The sequence below is a fragment of the Actinophytocola sp. KF-1 genome (assembly GCF_054661535.1).
In genome coordinates this window covers 165,788-182,129 of the sequence record NZ_BAAFVK010000018.1, presented here as the reverse complement: position 1 = coordinate 182,129, position 16,342 = coordinate 165,788, and the positions used below count along the sequence as shown (strand labels likewise).

Annotated in this window: 13 protein-coding genes; 7 read left to right on the top strand and 6 right to left on the bottom strand. The window is 72.7% G+C overall.

Annotated features, from left to right (window positions below):
* Positions 1-488: 488 nt before the first annotated feature.
* Both cysC and cysD read right to left on the bottom strand, forming a co-directional pair.
* Entirely contained in the window at positions 489-2,291 is a 1,803-nt protein-coding gene (gene cysC, locus ACYQ77_RS40530; RefSeq protein WP_459722074.1) for an adenylyl-sulfate kinase, read from the bottom strand.
* On the bottom strand, positions 2,291-3,187 hold the full coding sequence (cysD, locus tag ACYQ77_RS40525) for a sulfate adenylyltransferase subunit CysD (RefSeq protein WP_459722072.1): 897 nt from the start codon (positions 3,185-3,187) through the stop codon (positions 2,291-2,293). The genes cysC and cysD overlap by 1 nt, the downstream gene beginning before the upstream one ends.
* A gap of 99 nt (positions 3,188-3,286) precedes the next feature.
* Between cysD and ACYQ77_RS40520 the strand changes: the two genes are divergently transcribed.
* Complete coding sequence (locus ACYQ77_RS40520) at positions 3,287-3,904, top strand: TetR/AcrR family transcriptional regulator (protein ID WP_459722069.1); 618 nt, start codon at positions 3,287-3,289, stop codon at positions 3,902-3,904.
* On the opposite strand, the gene ACYQ77_RS40515 is transcribed toward ACYQ77_RS40520, so the two are convergent.
* The 3 genes from ACYQ77_RS40515 to ACYQ77_RS40505 form a co-directional block, all read right to left on the bottom strand.
* Positions 3,901-4,764, bottom strand: coding sequence for an MHYT domain-containing protein (locus ACYQ77_RS40515; RefSeq protein WP_459722066.1), 864 nt, complete (start codon positions 4,762-4,764; stop codon positions 3,901-3,903). The two genes, ACYQ77_RS40520 and ACYQ77_RS40515, sit on opposite strands and share 4 nt — an antisense overlap.
* 232 nt (positions 4,765-4,996) lie before the next feature.
* Positions 4,997-5,557 carry a hypothetical protein gene (locus tag ACYQ77_RS40510; RefSeq protein WP_459722064.1) on the bottom strand — a complete coding sequence of 187 codons (561 nt, stop codon included), beginning with the start codon at positions 5,555-5,557 and terminating at the stop codon, positions 4,997-4,999.
* Positions 5,550-6,146 carry a hypothetical protein gene (locus ACYQ77_RS40505; RefSeq protein WP_459722062.1) on the bottom strand — a complete coding sequence of 199 codons (597 nt, stop codon included), beginning with the start codon at positions 6,144-6,146 and terminating at the stop codon, positions 5,550-5,552. The genes ACYQ77_RS40510 and ACYQ77_RS40505 overlap by 8 nt, the downstream gene beginning before the upstream one ends.
* Before the next feature lie 219 nt (positions 6,147-6,365).
* On the opposite strand from ACYQ77_RS40505, the gene ACYQ77_RS40500 reads away from it, so the two are divergent.
* The 6 genes from ACYQ77_RS40500 (at position 6,366) to ACYQ77_RS40475 (ending at position 13,901) form a co-directional block, all read left to right on the top strand.
* The gene (locus ACYQ77_RS40500) at positions 6,366-7,469 is read left to right on the top strand and encodes a sensor histidine kinase (RefSeq protein ID WP_459722059.1); all 1,104 of its coding nucleotides are present in this window, start codon (positions 6,366-6,368) and stop codon (positions 7,467-7,469) included.
* On the top strand, positions 7,466-8,125 hold the full coding sequence (locus ACYQ77_RS40495) for a response regulator (protein WP_459722057.1): 660 nt from the start codon (positions 7,466-7,468) through the stop codon (positions 8,123-8,125). The genes ACYQ77_RS40500 and ACYQ77_RS40495 overlap by 4 nt, the downstream gene beginning before the upstream one ends.
* Positions 8,126-8,839: 714 nt before the next feature.
* A complete protein-coding gene (locus ACYQ77_RS40490; RefSeq protein ID WP_459722055.1) occupies positions 8,840-10,843 on the top strand; it encodes an MMPL family transporter in 2,004 nt (667 codons plus the stop codon).
* A gap of 110 nt (positions 10,844-10,953) precedes the next feature.
* Entirely contained in the window at positions 10,954-12,768 is a 1,815-nt protein-coding gene (locus ACYQ77_RS40485) for a hypothetical protein (RefSeq protein WP_459722052.1), read from the top strand.
* Positions 12,769-12,777: 9 nt separating this feature from the next.
* Positions 12,778-13,149 carry a hypothetical protein gene (locus ACYQ77_RS40480; RefSeq protein ID WP_459722049.1) on the top strand — a complete coding sequence of 124 codons (372 nt, stop codon included), beginning with the start codon at positions 12,778-12,780 and terminating at the stop codon, positions 13,147-13,149.
* Complete coding sequence (locus ACYQ77_RS40475; RefSeq protein ID WP_459722047.1) at positions 13,146-13,901, top strand: ESX secretion-associated protein EspG; 756 nt, start codon at positions 13,146-13,148, stop codon at positions 13,899-13,901. Before ACYQ77_RS40480 ends, ACYQ77_RS40475 begins: the two co-directional genes overlap by 4 nt.
* Here the strand turns inward: ACYQ77_RS40475 and ACYQ77_RS40470 are convergent.
* Positions 13,898-16,249 (bottom strand): polysaccharide lyase family 8 super-sandwich domain-containing protein, encoded by a 2,352-nt coding sequence (locus ACYQ77_RS40470; protein ID WP_459722044.1) that lies wholly within the window; start codon positions 16,247-16,249, stop codon positions 13,898-13,900. The genes ACYQ77_RS40475 and ACYQ77_RS40470 overlap by 4 nt on opposite strands.
* Between the last annotated feature and the right edge of the window lie 93 nt (positions 16,250-16,342).

The window sequence follows — 16,342 nt, the reverse complement described above, 5'->3', positions numbered from 1 at the left end:
TCACCACACAACCGAAGAACCGGACCCTAACCGCCACACAGGCAGCCACCAACACCCTCACACTGAGGCGCCCTTGACGCGTGAGTGCGCCACCCGCACAATCCGCCGCCACCACCGAACACCACAGAACGAAAAACCCGGACCTACCCAAGCCGCACCACAAGCGCACCCCGAACCCCAGCAGCGGCCGAACCCAAGCAACGCCCGAACCCAAGCAGCGCAAACACCAGCCCCAACCACAGGCCAGCAAGATCAACCCCGGCCTCCGGCCCCCGACATCCAGCCTAGAGCCGACCACCGACAGAACCAGCCGACAAGACCCGAGTCATCCACACCCCACGGCCTCCGGCCCCCCGAAACCCAGCGTACCGAGCACCACCGACAACGAGGACCGACAAGACCCGAGTTGTCCACAGGCCACGGCCTCCGGCCCCCGAACTCCAGCCTACAGCCCACCACCGACAACACCGCGCACGTCATCCACAGGCTCAGGGCACAACCCCCATCTGCGCCAACCGGGCCAGCACGACCTCCGCTGCCTCATCCGGGGACAAGGTCGTCGTGTCCAGCCGCACCTCCGCGCCCTCAGGCGGCTCGTACGGCGAATCGATCCCGGTGAAGTGGGGCAACTCCCCCCGCCGGGCCTTGGCGTACAGCCCCTTCGGATCACGCTCCTCGGCCACGTGCAGCGGCGTGTCGACGAACACCTCGCAGAACTCGCCGTCGTCGACGATGCCCCGTGCCAGGGCCCGCTCGGCACGGAACGGCGAGATGAACGACACCAGCACGATCAACCCCGCCTCCACCATGAGCCCGGCGACCTCCGCCACCCGCCGGACGTTCTCCACGCGGTCGGCGTCCGTGAACCCGAGGTCGGCGTTCAGCCCGTGCCGCACGTTGTCGCCGTCGAGCACGGTCGTGTGCCTGCCGGTCGCGTGCAGCCGCTGCTCCAGCCGGTCCGCGATCGTCGACTTGCCCGCACCGGACAACCCCGTGAACCACACGACGCAACCCCGGTGCCCGTTCAGCGCCTCCCGCATCCGCTTGGTCACCGACATCGGCTGCCACCGCACGTTCGACGCGCGCCGCAGCGGGAAGCGGACCAGGCCGGCGCCGACGGTCGCGTTGGTGAGGCGGTCGATCACGATGAAGCCACCCAGGTCACGGTTGGCGCCGTAGGGATCCAGCGCGACCGGCTGGTCGAAGTGGACGTTGCCGACGCCGATCTCGTTGAGCCGCAACGTCCGCGCCGCCAGCCGGGCACCGGTGTCGACGTCCACGCGGTGCTTGGGCGGGTCCACCGTCAACCCGACCGTCCGCGCGCCCACCTTCGCCAGGTACTGCCTGCCCGGCAGCATCTCCTGCTGGGACATCCAGATGAGGTCGGCCTGGCACGCGTCGGCCACGCTCGGGGGATCCGCCGACGCGAGCACCGCGCCACGGGACACGTCGACGTCGTCGGCGAGCACCACCGTCACCGACTGCCCCGCCTCCGCCTCCTCGAGGTCACCGTCGAACGTCACGATCCGCGCGACCGTGCTCTCGGCGTTCCCCGGCAGCACGCGGACGCGGTCCCCCACGCGCACCGCGCCGCCCACGACCATCCCGGACGCGCCGCGGAACGACGGGTCCGGTCGGTTCACCCACCGCACGATCATCCGGAACGGGCCCGGCCGCGCTTCGACGGGCACGGTCTCCAGCCACTCGAGCAGCGTCGGGCCGTCGTACCACGGGGTGTCCGGGGACCGGTGCACCACGTTGGCGCCCGACACGGCCACCGTCGGGACGCACGTCACCTCGTCGATGCCGAGCCCGGCCGCGAACTCCCGGTACTCGTCGGCGATCGTGGCGAACCGGGCGCGGTCGAAGTCCACCAGGTCCATCTTGTTCACCGCGAGCGCCACCCGCCGGATGCCGAGCAGCGCGACCACATGGCTGTGCCTGCGGGTCTGGCGCAGCAGCCCGGCCCGCGCGTCGAGCAGCAGCACCGCGGCGTCCGATGTGGACGCGCCGGTCACCGTGTTCCTGGTGTACTGCTCGTGGCCGGGGGTGTCGGCGACGATGAAACTCCGTGCGGCGGTGGCGAAGTAGCGGTACGCCACGTCGATCGTGATGCCCTGCTCGCGTTCGGCGAGCAGGCCGTCGACCAGCGACGCGAAGTCCAGCCCCGCCGACGTGAGCGCCGCGACCTGGTCGGTGTAGAGCGCGCGCGTGTCGTACAACAGCCGGCCGATCAGCGTGCTCTTGCCGTCGTCGACGGAACCACACGTCAGGAAACGGAGGAGATCCATCAGAAGTACCCTTCCCGTTTCTTGCGTTCCATCGACCCGGACTGGTCGCGGTCGATCACGCGCCCCTGCCGCTCCGACGTCGCGGCCGCCTCGGTCTCGGCGACGATCTCCGCGACGGTCGTCGCCGTGCTCTCGACCGCGCCGGTCAGCGGGTAGCAGCCGAGGGTGCGGAAGCGGACCGTGCGCAGCACCGGTTCCTCGCCGGGCCGCAACGGCATCCGGTCGTCGTCCACCATGATCAGCGCTCCGTCACGTTCGACCACCGGCCGCGGCGCCGCGAAGTACAGTGGCACCACGGGGATCCGCTCGCGTTCGACGTAGCGCCACACGTCCAGTTCGGTCCAGTTCGACAGCGGGAACACGCGGATGCTCTCCCCCGGCGCGATGCGCGCGTTGTAGAGCCGCCACAGCTCGGGCCGCTGGTCGCGCGGCTCCCAGCGGTGGTCCGCGGTGCGGAACGAGAACACGCGTTCCTTGGCGCGCACCGGTTCCTCGTCCCGGCGGGCCCCGCCGAACGCGAGGTCGAACCGGTGCTTCTCGAGCGCCTGCCGCAGGCCCTGCGTCTTCCACATGTCCGTGTGCTTCGCCGAACCGTGGTCGAACGGGTTGATGCCCAGTGCGAGGCACTCCGGGTTGCGGTGCACGATCAGCTCGAGCCCGAGCTCGTCCGCGATCCGGTCGCGGAAGGCGATCATCTCCCGGAACTTCCACGTCGTGTCCACGTGCAGGAGCGGGAACGGCGGCTTCGACGGGTGGAACGCCTTGCGCGCGAGGTGCAGCAGGGTCGAGGAGTCCTTGCCGATCGAGTACAGCAGGACCGGGCGCTCGCTCTCGGCGACCGCCTCGCGCAGGATGTCGATGCTCTCCGCCTCGAGCCGGTCGAGATGGGTCAGCATGACTCGATGATAGGGCCATTTTGAACGTTGTCCAGAATGCGGTGTCGATGTTCGCTCCGCAAGCTCCGCAAATTGGACAACGTTCGATATACTGTCGGCGTGGACACCACCGAACCGACCGCCTGGGGTGACGCCGAGGGCCGCAGGCGTGACATCCTGCGCTCCGCGGAGAAGCTGCTCGCCGACGCCGGCTACGCCGCCCTCACCATGCGCGCGATCGCGGTCGGCGCTGGCGTCAGTTCCGGCACCGTGTACCAGTACTTCGACGGCAAGGAGGACGTGTTCGTCGCGCTGATGGCCGGCAGGCTCGCCGACGTGACGACCACGCTCGACGAGCTGGACCGCGAGGTCGGCGTCACCGGCGTGCTGGCCGCGATCCTGCCGCAGGTGCGGGAGTTGTGGCGGCTCTTCGGGCGCTCCGCGCAGCAGTGGGAGTCGAAGGTGCTCGCGGGTGGGCCGAAGGGCAAGCGGGCCGTCGCGTCGGCGACGGTGTTCCGCCGCATGGCACGGTCGCTGGAGAAGGCGCTGCGCGAAGCCGCGGCCACGCAGGGCGTGACGCTGGTCGACCACCCCGCGATGGCCTACTGGGTGTGGGACTCGCTGATCGGGGTCGCCGACGACCTCGTGCACGGCGGCTCGCTGCAGGCCAGGGTGTCGGCGGGCAAGCTCGTCGAGTTCGCGACCGAGGCCATCGAACGCGGCATCGTGGCGCGTTAACGCCGGTCGTCGTCCGGCCGGGTCGAGTACCGCGCGGCGAGGTTGCCGAAGCCGCGCAGGCCGGGCCCCACCTCGGGGTTGGCCATCGGCCGGTCACGCAGCGGCGACGGCATGGCGGCCTGCGGCACCGGCTTCGGTTCGTCGTCGTTCTCCGACCACGTGGCCGCCATCAGCACCGCGTAGATCGGCACGGCGAGCGCGATGACCGACAGCACGAAGACCGGGAACAGGAAGGTGAACACCTCCGTACCGGTGGGTGCCGGCGCGGTGCCGTCGAGGTGCACCTCGACCGCGGCCATGCCGGTGTAGTGCATGCCGGTCACGGCGAGGCCCATCACGAGCCCGGCGAGCACACGCAGCCCAGGGTGCTCGATCAGCACGGTGAACCAGAACGCGGCGGTGGCCGCGACGATCGCGATGCCGATGGACAGCCACACGGCGACCGGGTCGTAGGTGATGGTGCCCTGCACCTGCACGGCCCACATGCCGGTGTAGTGCATGAGGTTCACGGCGAGGCCGGTGATCAGCCCGCCGAGCAGCAGCCGCCACAGCGAGAAGCGGGTGCGGACGCCGAACACGAGGAGCCCCAGGAACACCGCGCTGATCGACAGGACCGCGGAGATCGCCGTGCGGCCGACGTCGTAGCGCACGGGCGAACCCGGCGTGTCGAAGCCGAGCATCGCGATGAAGTGCATCAGCCAGATGCCCACACCGCCGATCGACACGGCGGCGAGCGCCAGCCAGCCGTAGCGCGGCCGGCCGGCGTCACCCGCGTACCGCGCCTGGAGCGTGCACGCGAGGCCGACGACCGAGCCGACGACGGAAACCCCGTACGCGAAGAAGGGCAGCCACGACCCCATGGCGAAGTGATGGACATGACCGACGGCAACGGACACTGCGGGTCCCCCATTCACGCGGGCGCGCTTCCCCCGAACAGCGCCGAGAACGTGCGCGGGCGGCTCATCCCGCGCACGAACGTGCATGGAAATCCACTTTGGTCAGTCTGTCAAGGAAGGTGTTGCCGCATAAGCAAAGCGTGACCGCCGCGAATCTGCATATTGCAGATCGCAACGGTCACGCCGTGGGGGTCGGTCAGCTCGGCAGCAGGCGGTCGATGAACGACCGGTACTCGCGCAGCGCGAGCCTCAGGTGCTCGGTGTCGGTGTGCCCCTGCCACTCGCCCGCCAGCCGCGCGCGGTGGTCGGTGATGGTCCGGACCACCTCGTCGACGACCTCGTCGGCCTCGCGCACGGCGCGCTGCGGGTCGTCCACGAAGTCCGCCTGCAGCTCACGCCAGCGGGTTCGGAGCCGCTCGGCGGTGTCGCCCCCGAACAGGTCGTGCTCGGAGGCCTGCCCGGGTGTCTGGGCGGACGCGGCGGGCACCGGCATCGCGTCCATCGGCGGCGCACCCTCCTGCGCCATGTCACCCGGCATGACGTCCCGTTGCGGCGGCACCATGTCCGTGTCGCGGCCGTCGTCCATCCCGACGCCATCGGTCATGCGGCCGTCGTGCACGCGGCCGTCGTCCATGTTCCGGCCGCCGCGCTCCAGGCCGGCCTCGTCCACGGGGATCGGCTCGGTCTCGGGCGCGGGCTCGCGCTGCTCGGGAAGTGGTTGTGCCGCAAGGTCTTCGCGGCGGTCGGTGTCACGCATGGCGGGCCTCCCGGTCCTGTCGGTCCTGTCGGTCCAGGGCGTGCCCGTCGCGCTGGGCAGGCACGTCACCGCCGTGGCCGACCAGCTCGCGGAACATCGTCCGGTAGTGCACCAGGGCGGTGCGCAGCTCCTCGGTGTCCGCCTGCCTGCTCCGGATCTCGTGCGCGGCGCGGTAACCGTCCACGACGTCCGCGTGCTCGACCGACAGGTCGGCGGCCTGCTGCTCGAACCCGTCCATCGGGTAGCCGCGGTCGCGCATCACGCTGTGCACCAGCTCCTCCGCGCCCGCGACGGCCTCGACCGGCGCGTCGACGAACTGCTCCTGCACCCGCGTCCACTGCTCGGTGTAGTGCGCCCGCGCGGTGTCCGACAGGGGCCGCAGCGACAGCTTCGCGTGCCGCTTCTCCCGTTCGGCCAGCTCGCGCTCGGCGGCACGGCGGTTCTCCGCGTTCTCGAGGTGGCGGTCGTACTCGGGGCCGAACCGGTTGCGCAGCCTGCGGCTCCGCGCCTGCCCACCGAGGAACCAGCCCGCCGCGAACAGCACCGCGACCAGGACGACCACCAGAACCACTATTGCTGCGGTCGACATCAACGCGCTCCTTTCCGGGAAGTCTCTCCGCAAGGCGACCCCAGAACCCCGGGAGAACTCGCAGGTGGAGGTGCCCGTCCGGCGTTGCGCCGAAACGGTGCTACCGGCAGATTGCTCCGGGCGGAGCAAACAGGTCAGCCATGTGCCCAGACCACCGTCGCGGACCGTCCACATCCCGGCACGGTCCGCGCTGACCGGTTCGTCCCTATGCTTGCTCACATGGAGTGGTCGTGGCCGCCGCGCGGGCGGGTCGCCGACGCGCTGGTCGCGGGCGCGGTGGGCGCGTTCGTGCTGGGCGCCACCGTGCTGTCGGCCACGCACAGCGACGTCAGCGTGGTCAGCTGGCTGCTCGTGGTCACGGCGTCGGCGGCGCTGTACCACCGCCGCCGCTTCCCGGTCGCGGTGGCCGCCTACACGCTGCTCGCGTGCGCGCTGTACTACCCGCTCACGGGGCCGGGCAGCCCGATCATGCTGACGTTCATGGCCGCGATGTTCGGGGCCGGCGAGACGGGCAGGCTGTGGGTCGCGGCCGGGTTCGGCACGCTCGCGATGGGGTTCGTCGTGGTCGGCGAGGCGGCGAGCGAGAAGCGGCACCTCGACGACGTGTCCCTGTTCCTGCTGTTCGGCTGGCTGGTCGCGTCGGTGGCGGTCGGCGGGGTGGTGCGGACGCGGCGGGCGTACCTGCGTGAGGCGCAGCGGGCGGCGGCGACCGACGAGCGGCTGCGGATCGCCCGCGAGCTGCACGACGCGCTCGGGCACGACCTGTCGCTGATCAACGTGCAGGCGAGCGCCGCGCTGCGCCGCGTGGACAAGGGCGACACCGGCCCGCAACGGGACGCGCTGGCCGCGGTGAAGGACGCCAGCGGCCGGGCGCTGAAGGAGCTGCGGCGCACGCTCGGTGTGCTGCGGCAGGTGGACGAACCGGCGCCGCTCACCCCGCCCGCCGGGCTCGCGGCGCTGCCGGACCTGCTCGACCGGTCCCGCCAGGCGGGGCTCGTGGTGCACGGGTCGGTGACCGGTGCGGTGCGGGAGGTGCCGCCGTCGGTGGACCTCGCGGCGTACCGGATCGTGCAGGAGGCGTTGACGAACGTGACCCGGCACGCGGCGGCGTCCAGAGTGGACGTGTCGGTCGCGTACGGCGAGCGCGAGGTGGAGGTGCGGGTGACCGACGACGGACGCGGACCGAACGGCAGCGGCGCGGGTGCCGGCATCCTCGGCATGACCGAACGCGCGACGTCGGTCGGCGGCTCCCTCGAGGCGGGCGCCGGCGCCGACGGCGGGTTCCGCGTGCTGGCACGGCTCCCGCTGGGCGGTGCGTCGTGATCCGCGTGCTGCTGGCCGACGACCAGACCCTCGTCCGCGCGGGCTTCCGGTCCATTTTGGATGGTGAGGACGACATCGAGGTCGTCGGCGAGGCGGGCGACGGCGCCGAGGCCGTGCGGACCGCGACAGCGCTGCGGCCGGACGTGGTGCTGATGGACATCCGCATGCCGCACCTGGACGGTCTCGCCGCGACGAGGGAGGTCATCGCGGCGGCGCCGGACGTGCGCGTGGTGATCCTGACGACGTTCGACCTCGACGAGTACGTCTACGGTGCGCTGCGCGCCGGGGCCAGCGGGTTCCTCGTCAAGGACACCGAGCCGGAGGAACTGATCCACGGCGTGCGAGTGGTCGCCCGCGGCGACGCGCTGCTGGCACCGTCGGTGACGAGGCGGCTGATCGCGGAGTTCGCCGGGCGCGTCGAACGGCCCGCACCCAGCCCACGGCTCGCGTCGCTCACCGAACGGGAGCGCGAGGTGATGACGCTCGTGGCGGCCGGGCTGTCCAACGACGAGATCGCCGAACGCCTGGTACTCAGCCCCGCGACGGCGAAGACCCACGTGAGCCGCATCATGACCAAGCTCGACGTCCGGGACCGGGCGCAGCTCGTGGTGCTGGCGTACGAGTCGGCGATGGTCACACCACGCTGGCTGGGCTGACGGTGGCCCCGCGCTCTCCCGCGCTCAGCCACACCCGGCGGCCCGCCGCGCGGGCCGGGCGCGCAGCGCCCGCACCCACGTCCTGAAAGGCGCGTTTCAGGACACCACCAACGCACTGAAGGGATCCTTCACACCGGGCGCCACGCGCCCGGTGTGAAGCGGGCCTGGCAGGCAACATTGGCCAACCGCAACCACCCACGAGTCGAGCATCCGCCCGAAGAGGTGCCCGCACATCGAATGCCCACCCGTCCGCACGCTCGGCCACACACGAGGACGGCCCGCTGCGCGGGCCGGGCGCGCAACGCCCGCACCCACGTCCTGAAAGGCGCGTTCAGGACACCACCAAAAGCACCGAAGGCCCGGGATGCCCCGCTCCCACGAAGGCTCAGCCATACCCCGGGCGGCCCGCTGCGCGGGCCGGGCGCGCAACGCCCGCACCCACGTCCTGAAAGGCGCGTTCAGGACACCACCAACGGACCGCCGGGCCACACCGAGCGGCCCAACACCGGCACCCGCGACCCGGGCACCCGCAACCCCGGTAGTACGGCATCACCCTTAAGGGACAACCGCAGTTGTGGGTCAAGTGACCACCGCAGCCCGACGACGGCAACCCCGGTCGCACGCGAGCCTTCCACCATGACATCTCCTCCATCCAGAATGGTCCGGCTCGCGGGCTGAGCGCAACGCCGCCGCTGGCTCGCGCTGGCGCTGTGGGTGGTCGTGCTCGGCGGCATCACCGTCGCCGGGCAGGTGGTCGGTGCTGACTACCGTGACGACCACACCCTGCCCGGCACCGAGTCGCAGCGGGTCGCCGACGCGTTCGCCGCGCAGGGGCAGCAACCCGACTCCGTGCAGGTGGTGTTCCAGCGCGACGCCGGGATCGCCGGTGCGCGGGACGACGTGACCGCCGTGTTGTCCGAAGTGGAGCGGCTGCCGCGGGTGGCCGGCGTGTCGCCGCTGACGGAGAGCGAGACGGTCGCGTTCGCGACGGTGACGCTCGACGGGGCCGACGTGCCCGCCGAGGACGTGCGGCGGATCATCGACACCGCGCAGCGGGACGGCGACCTGCGCGTCGAGCTGGGCGGCGACCCCGTCCGCGCCGCCGAGGAGGCGCCCGGTGGGGCGGCCGAAGGCGCGGGCATGCTCGCCGCGCTGGTGATCCTCGTGCTGATGTTCGGGTCGTTCCTCGCCGCGTGCCTGCCGCTCGTCACGGCCGTGTTCGCGGTCGGCAGCACGCTCGGCGTGATCATGCTGGCGAGCCACCTCACGGCACTGCCGAGCTACGCGCCGCCGCTGATGATGCTCGTCGGGCTCGGGGTCGGGATCGACTACGCGCTGCTGGTCTTCGCGCGGTTCCGCGGCGAGCTGCACCACGGGGCCGACCGCGAGCAGGCGGCACGCACCGCGCTCGACACCGCGGGCCGGTCCGTGCTGTTCGCGGGCACCACGGTGATGATCGCGCTGCTCGGCCTCCTCGCGCTCGGACTCGGCTCCCTGCAAGGGGTCGCGCTCGCCGTCACGCTGACGGTGCTCCTGACGATGGTCGCGTCGCTGACCCTCCTGCCCGCGCTGCTGACCATCTTCGGCAAGCGCATCGAGAAAGCCGTGCGCAAGCGGCCGAACCGCGGTTCCGGCGCGCGGTGGCGGCGGTGGAGCGACACCGTGCAGCGCAGGCCGGTGCCCGCGCTCGTCGTGTCCCTCGCGGCGCTCGGCGCGCTGTCCGTACCGGCGCTCGGCATGCAGCTCGGCTTCGCCGACGCGGGCACCGAGGCCGAGGACGCCACCAGCAGGCAGGCCTACGACCTCCTCGCCGAGGGGTTCGGCCCGGGCGTCAACGGCCCGCTGGTGATCATGTCCGAGGGCGGCGGCACCGAGGAGCTGGCGACCGCGCTCGACGGCACCGACGGCGTCGCCAGGGTCGGTGAGCCGCAGCGGCTCGGCGACGACCTCGGCATGGTGCTGGTGTTCCCGGACAGCGCACCCCAGGACGAGGCGACGAGCGACCTGGTCACGCGGCTGCGCACCGACGTCCTGCCGCCGCTGGAGGCCGACACCGGCGCGACGTTCCTGGTCGGCGGGTCGACCGCGGCGGCCGACGACTTCGCCGCCGCGGTCGCCGACCGGCTGCCGCTGTTCCTGCTGGTCGTGGTCGGGTTGTCGGCGCTGCTGCTGATGGCGGTGTTCCGCTCGCTGCTCATCCCGCTCAAGGCCGCGCTGCTGAACCTGCTGTCGATCGGCGCCTCGCTCGGGGTGGTGACGCTGGTGTTCGCGCCGACCGGGCCGGTCGAGGCGTTCGTGCCGGTGCTCGTGTTCGCGATCGTGTTCGGGCTGTCGATGGACTACGAGGTGTTCCTCGTCTCCCGCATGCACGAGGAGTGGCGGCGGACCGGCGACGCGTCCGGCGCGGTGCGCGAGGGGCTCGCGACGACCGGCAGCGTGATCACCGCGGCGGCCGCGATCATGGTCGTGGTGTTCGGCGCGTTCGTGCTCAGCCCGGACCGGATGCTGCAGCAGTTCGGGCTGGGGCTCGCGGTCGCGGTGCTGGTCGACGCGCTCGTGATCCGGTGCCTCGTCGTGCCCGCGATCATGCGGTTGTTCGGCACGCGGGCGTGGTGGCTCCCCCGCTGGTTGGACAAAGCGTTGCCGACCGTCGCGCTCGAGCCGGCGGAATTGCACCCGAAAACTGTCGAATTCACACGTTCGAATGAAATGCGATGACTGCTCCGATCGGGTGACCTTCCTTGTGGTTCCGGTGAAAAGTGCCATCGCGCGGTGGTTCGCTGCTCGTGTAATGTCGGTTCGCCGAATCGACCGAGCTGGGAGTCGCGGTGGATTTTCTCGACACGGTGGCAGGTGGCATCGAGAACGCCGTCGGGGCGGTGCTCGCGCCGGTCGCGGACACGGCGGGCGGGGCGGCGGCGACGCTGCGCAGGGAGCTGACCCGGACGTGGCACGGCGTGTTCGGCTCCCCCACCATGCCGGGCGGCACCAACTGGAACGCGTACAGCCACGAGGAGCTGTACGCGATGGTCCACGACGGCGCGGACCCCGGCCAGGTCGGTGAGCAGGCCGCGGTGCTGGACGGCCTCGGCCGCGGCGCCGCGGAGGCCGCGGACGACCTGTCCGCCCGCCGCGGCCAGGTGGGCGAGGTCTGGGCGGGCCAGGCGTCGTCCGCGTTCGGCAGCACCCTCGGCGAGCACAGCGCGGGCGGCGCCGCCGTCGCGGAACACGCGGCGGCGCTGTCCGCCGCGGTCTTGCGGGCGTCGGAGGCGCTGAGCAGGGCACAGGCGACCATGCCGCACCCGGTGGACGTGGCCGCCGCGACCGCGTACGGCGCCGCGGCGCCGGGCCCGAACTTCGCGCTCGGCGCGGTCACCGGCGCCGGGGCGAGCTGGTTCGCCGCCTCACTCGCCGCCGCGAACAAGAAGGCGGAGGCCGTCGAGGTCATGCAGGCGTTCGAGGCGAGCCTCAACGCCGCCGACCCGCCGGACGCCCCCGCGAAGCTGCCGCCGGGCGTGCCGGGTGGTGTGCCGCTCCCCGCACCGCGCCCGGAGGTGGCCGCGGTGGCGGCGGCTGCGTCCATCCCCCGCCCGGCCACCCCGGCCAGGACGACCCGCGCCACCGCTGCCCGCCCGGCGGGCTCCACTCCTGCCCAGACCCGCGTGCCTGTTGGACGAGCCCCGGCCACCGCCACACGCGGCCTTGCTTCCGGCACACCCGCCCCGGCGACCACCACCCACGGCCCCGCAAACCCGGGCCCGACAGCCACACCCACGCCTGGCCAAGCCACCCTCGGCCCAGCCGCCACCCCCGGCCCGGCGAGCATCACCCACGGACCCGCAAACCCGGGCCAGGTGACCACCGCCACACTCGGCCAGGCAACGCCCGGCCCAGCCGCCACACCCGGCCAGGCGACCGCGTTCGGCTCCGCAAGCCGCGGCCTGGCTTCCGCCACCCGTGGCCAGGCAACCACCACCCACGGCACCGCAAACCCCGGTCCGGCAGCCACCCCCACACCCGGCCAAGCCACCCCCGGCCAAGCCGCCACCCCCGGCCCGGCAACCACGTTCGGCTCCGCAACCTCCGGCCTGGCTTCCGCCCCGCTCGGCCGGGCGACCGCGACCGCGGCCTTCTCCGCCACCCCCGGCCCAGCCGCCACACCCGGCCAGGCAACCCCCGGCCCGGCGACCACGTTCGGCTCCGCAAGTCCCGGCCTGGCTTCCGCCACCCCCGGCCCGGCGACCGCGACCGCGGCCTCCTCCGCCACACCCGGCACCGTCGGCACCGGCCAGAGTCCGGCCGGTGCCGCCCCCGTCGCCTCCCCCGCTGCCGTGGGAGGCGCCGCACCGATCGGCGCGCCGTCGGGCAGCGGTGCGCGTCGCGGGTCTGCCAGGCCGTCCGGGTGGGCGAGCGGGCCGGACGGGCGCGCGAGCGGGCGGCCCGTCGCCTGGCACGAGCTCACCGGCAGGGGCGGCGTCCCCGGTCTGCTGGCCGACGCCGACCACCGGCCCGCCCGCGCCGCCGCCACCGCCGTCCCCGTGAGCAGGCGCGAGGAGGACCGCGAGCACCACAACCGGATGCCGCGCGCCGACAAGCTGTTCGCCCTCGACGACACGACACCACCGCCCGTGATCGGGGCATAGGGAGCCACCATGTACGTCGACGACGAGGAAGACCCCGCCGGCACGAAGGGCGCGCTGGGCAGGACGGGCGCCGCCGTGTTCGTCAGTCCCTACGAGGTGGAGCGGCACGCCGACGAGCTGGTCCGGCTCGGCGAGCACCTGCACGAGCGGGTGCGTGCGGCCGACGTGCAGCCGCTGCGGATGGGCTCATCGCCGCCCGCGCTGTGGTTCGCGGCCAAGCTCGCGCGGCTCACCGGGCCGGAGGGCACCCCGGCCGTGTTGCGGGAATGGGCCGACGGACTCACCCGGCTGGGTGGCGAGACCCGGGCCGGCGCGGCCGACTACCGCACCACGGAGGGCGACAACGAGGGCACGTTCACCCGTCTCGGTGAGGCCAGGTGACCCGGTTCGGGCTCGTCGAGCTGGACCTGCTCGCCACCCACGCGGGCACCCCCATCCCGTACCCGCTGCGGGTGCCGTCGTTCGGCCGGGTGCCTGCGGAACGCGACGAGCTGTTCGCCGCCGCGGCCGAGGCGCTGCGGGTACGCGGTCTCGCCGGCGCCGACGGGCCCGCCGGGCTCGCCGCGGACCTCGTCGCCGCGCTGGCCAGGCGGCGCGGCACCGTGGACCTCGTGGTCCGCGGCCCCGGCGGCGAACGCGGCGCGGTCGCCATGGTCTACGGCAAGCACGCGGTGGTGTGCAAGCAGGACTTCGGCGGCGACCAGCTCGTCGACGTGCGGCGCATCCCGCTCAGCGCGGTGGCGTCCGCGCTGACCGCGCTCGTGCCGGACCTGGTCCCGGCGCCCGCCATGCCCGTCCGGCTGCCCGCGGCCGCCGCGCTCGTCACCGCGGGCCACCACCACGTGGTCGCCGAGCACGGTGGCGACCCCGAGGAGCTGGCGGCCCTGACCGACCTGGTCAGCGCCGTCGACGGCGGCGGCCAGCTCGGCGCGACCACGACCACCCGCGACGGCGGCGACGTCCGCGACACCCGCTCCGGCCGCGAGCTGTGCTGGCTCGACACCCCGTCCGGCCGGGTGCGCGTCACCACCCCGGCCGACGGCGAGGCGGACGGGTGGATCAGCGTGAACCCGTTGTCGCCCAGCACACTCCGCTCGGCCGCCGAGGACCTGGTCGAGGCGCTCCGCCGCTAGCGCAGGGTCGCGGTGAACGTGCGGCCGTACGCCTGGTGCGTCCGCACACGCACCAGCGTCCCACCGGGCACGTGCCGGACGGTCACGCCGTCGTCGGCGTCGGCAGGCCGCAGGCGGCCGCGCAGCAGCACCGACACCTCCGCACGCGCCATGGTCGGATCGGACACCGCCACCCGCACCCCGTCGCCGCGCCGCACGAGCACCGACGCGGGCCCGTGCACGGACAGCGGACCGGCGTGGTGCCAGCCGTCGGTGAACGCGTTGACACCCGTCAGCCCGAGGCCGCGGTGCGCGACCGCCTGCACGGCCGCGGTGTTCGCGAGCACCGCGAGCCCGTCGTAGGACCGCAGCCGCGCCTCCGACGCGTGCGGCACCAGCGCGTACGCGGCCGACGACGACCGCAACGTCACGCTCACCACCTGCTTCGTCACCGGGGTGTCCGGATTGGACACCCGGACGACCCGCCTGCTGCGGGTCACCGTGGCCCGCGCCACGTCCGGCCGCGCGGCGCACAGGAACACGTAGCCCACGGCGGCACCGGACGTCCGGTTCGCGTACCGCACCCAGCGGTCGGACGAGGTCACCACCACGTCGTCCGACGGCGCGGCCACCCGGCTGTCCACTGTGGTCACCGCGGCGCCGGGCAACCCCGCCGCCAGCACCACGACCTCGTCGTCGAACAGGAACCACGACTTGGTGGCCCGGACGTTCGGGTACGCGACGAAGTCGTCGGGCAGCAGCCCGGCCTGCTTGTCGGCGTACGGCACGTCGTCCGAGGTGACCATCCCGGCGATGCCGTACGGCCCGAGCGTCGCGCCGCCCGAGAACTCGTTGGTGCCGCGCGGGAAGTACACGTACTTGTTCTGCGACTCCGACGACGACGTGAACCCCGCGGCCGGGTTCTCGTACCAGAACCGCCCGTACAGCTCCGGCACCGTCTTCCGGTCCTCCGCCAGGACCGTCACACCGGAGAGCCGGTACGGCGACACGGTCGTGTAGTAGTCGACACCGAACGATGCCGACTGGTCCTGCCCCGACAGGTACAGGTAGTACGCGCCGTCGCCCTGGAACCAGGGCATCAGGTTCTCGCCGTTCATGTACTCGTACTTGCTGATCCGCGCCGAACTCCGCGCCAGCGCGAACGCCCAGCCCGGCCGCCGGTGCACGGTCCGGTCCATCGCGTTGAACGCCACCGACCGCGACGGCGGGTTGAGGTCGGCGGCGGGCACCGGCGAGGCGAGGACGTCGGCGTACCGGCGCACGCTCACCGGCGACACGAACGCCGCCGGGTCGATCGCCGCCGAGCGCAGGAACTTCACGTATCCCCGCAGCGGCGCGGGATCCGCCACGTAGTCGGCGAGGTCGACGATCGCCTCGACGATCGAGGTGACGTCGCCGTAGCCGGTCGTCGCGCGGGACACGGCCCGGCCCTTGACGACCTCCATCAGCCAGCCCTCGAAGATCAGCGGCGCGAACCCGTTCACCACCCAGCCGCGCACCGTCTCGACCAGTCCCGCGGCCCCGGCGTACGCGGTGCCGTCGAGGATCTTCACCGCCTGCACGACCCGCGACAGCAGCGCCCTGCCGTACGAACCGGTGTACGCGACGGAGTGGTGCTGGATGAACGACCCGTCGGCGTAGTACCCGTCGGTCACGCCGTGCTGGAGGTGGTACGGGTCGACGGTGGCGAACACGGTGCTCTGGTCGGCGACGGCCTTGGTCACCCGTGCCTCGTCGCCGAGCAGCGCGCCCTGCACGATCCGGTTCGTGGTGATGTCGGCGAGGTTCGCGCCGGTGTGGAACCGGGAACCGAGGTCGACGTCGCCGTCCGTGCCGTTGCGCAGGTAGGCGTCCATCGACGCGACGTACGCCGCCACGAGGTCGGCGGGGGCGTCCAGCAGCAGCAACGCCTTGCTGACGCTCGTGGAGATGCCGATCTCCCAGGTGAACCAGTTGCCGTAGTACCCGGCGGCCTGGTCGCCGTAGTGGCGCTGGTGCAGCCACGCGAGGCCGTCGAGCACCCGCTGCCGCACGGCGGCGTCACCGGCCAGCGGGGAGCCGGGCGCGCGGACGGCGAGCGCGATCTCGTACAGGTTCTGGAAAGCACGGTTGAGGTTCGCGTCGTCGGTGCCGAGCGGCAGGTTCGCGAACAGTTCCCCGTCGCCCGCGGCGTCCATGTCCGCGAGCCGTGCCCTGGCCGCCCGCACGATCGCGGCGAGCTTCGGGGCCACCTCGGGCCGCGCGTTCGACTCGACGGTGCCCGCGAAGACGTCGACGGTGTTCGCCTTCAGCCGGGCGAGGTCGGTGACCGGGTCGGCGCTCGCGGGCACCACGCGTGCCAGGAGCACGGCAGCGGGCACGATACTCAGCAACTGGCGACGCGACAGTTCCACGGTACCCCCGTTCACAGGCCGACATCCCCTGGATGATCGCGGGTCCGG

What these genes read in the sequence shown, in the direction of transcription:
- ACYQ77_RS40480 (WP_459722049.1), top strand. Translation starts at nt 12,778, where the DNA reads ATGTACGTCGACGACGAGGAAGACCCCGCCGGCACGAAGGGCGCGCTG.
- ACYQ77_RS40500 (WP_459722059.1), top strand. Translation starts at nt 6,366, where the DNA reads ATGGAGTGGTCGTGGCCGCCGCGCGGGCGGGTCGCCGACGCGCTGGTC.
- ACYQ77_RS40505 (WP_459722062.1), bottom strand. Translation starts at nt 6,146, where the DNA reads ATGTCGACCGCAGCAATAGTGGTTCTGGTGGTCGTCCTGGTCGCGGTG.
- cysD (WP_459722072.1), bottom strand. Translation starts at nt 3,187, where the DNA reads ATGCTGACCCATCTCGACCGGCTCGAGGCGGAGAGCATCGACATCCTG.
- ACYQ77_RS40510 (WP_459722064.1), bottom strand. Translation starts at nt 5,557, where the DNA reads ATGCGTGACACCGACCGCCGCGAAGACCTTGCGGCACAACCACTTCCC.
- cysC (WP_459722074.1), bottom strand. Translation starts at nt 2,291, where the DNA reads ATGGATCTCCTCCGTTTCCTGACGTGTGGTTCCGTCGACGACGGCAAG.
- ACYQ77_RS40515 (WP_459722066.1), bottom strand. Translation starts at nt 4,764, where the DNA reads ATGGGGTCGTGGCTGCCCTTCTTCGCGTACGGGGTTTCCGTCGTCGGC.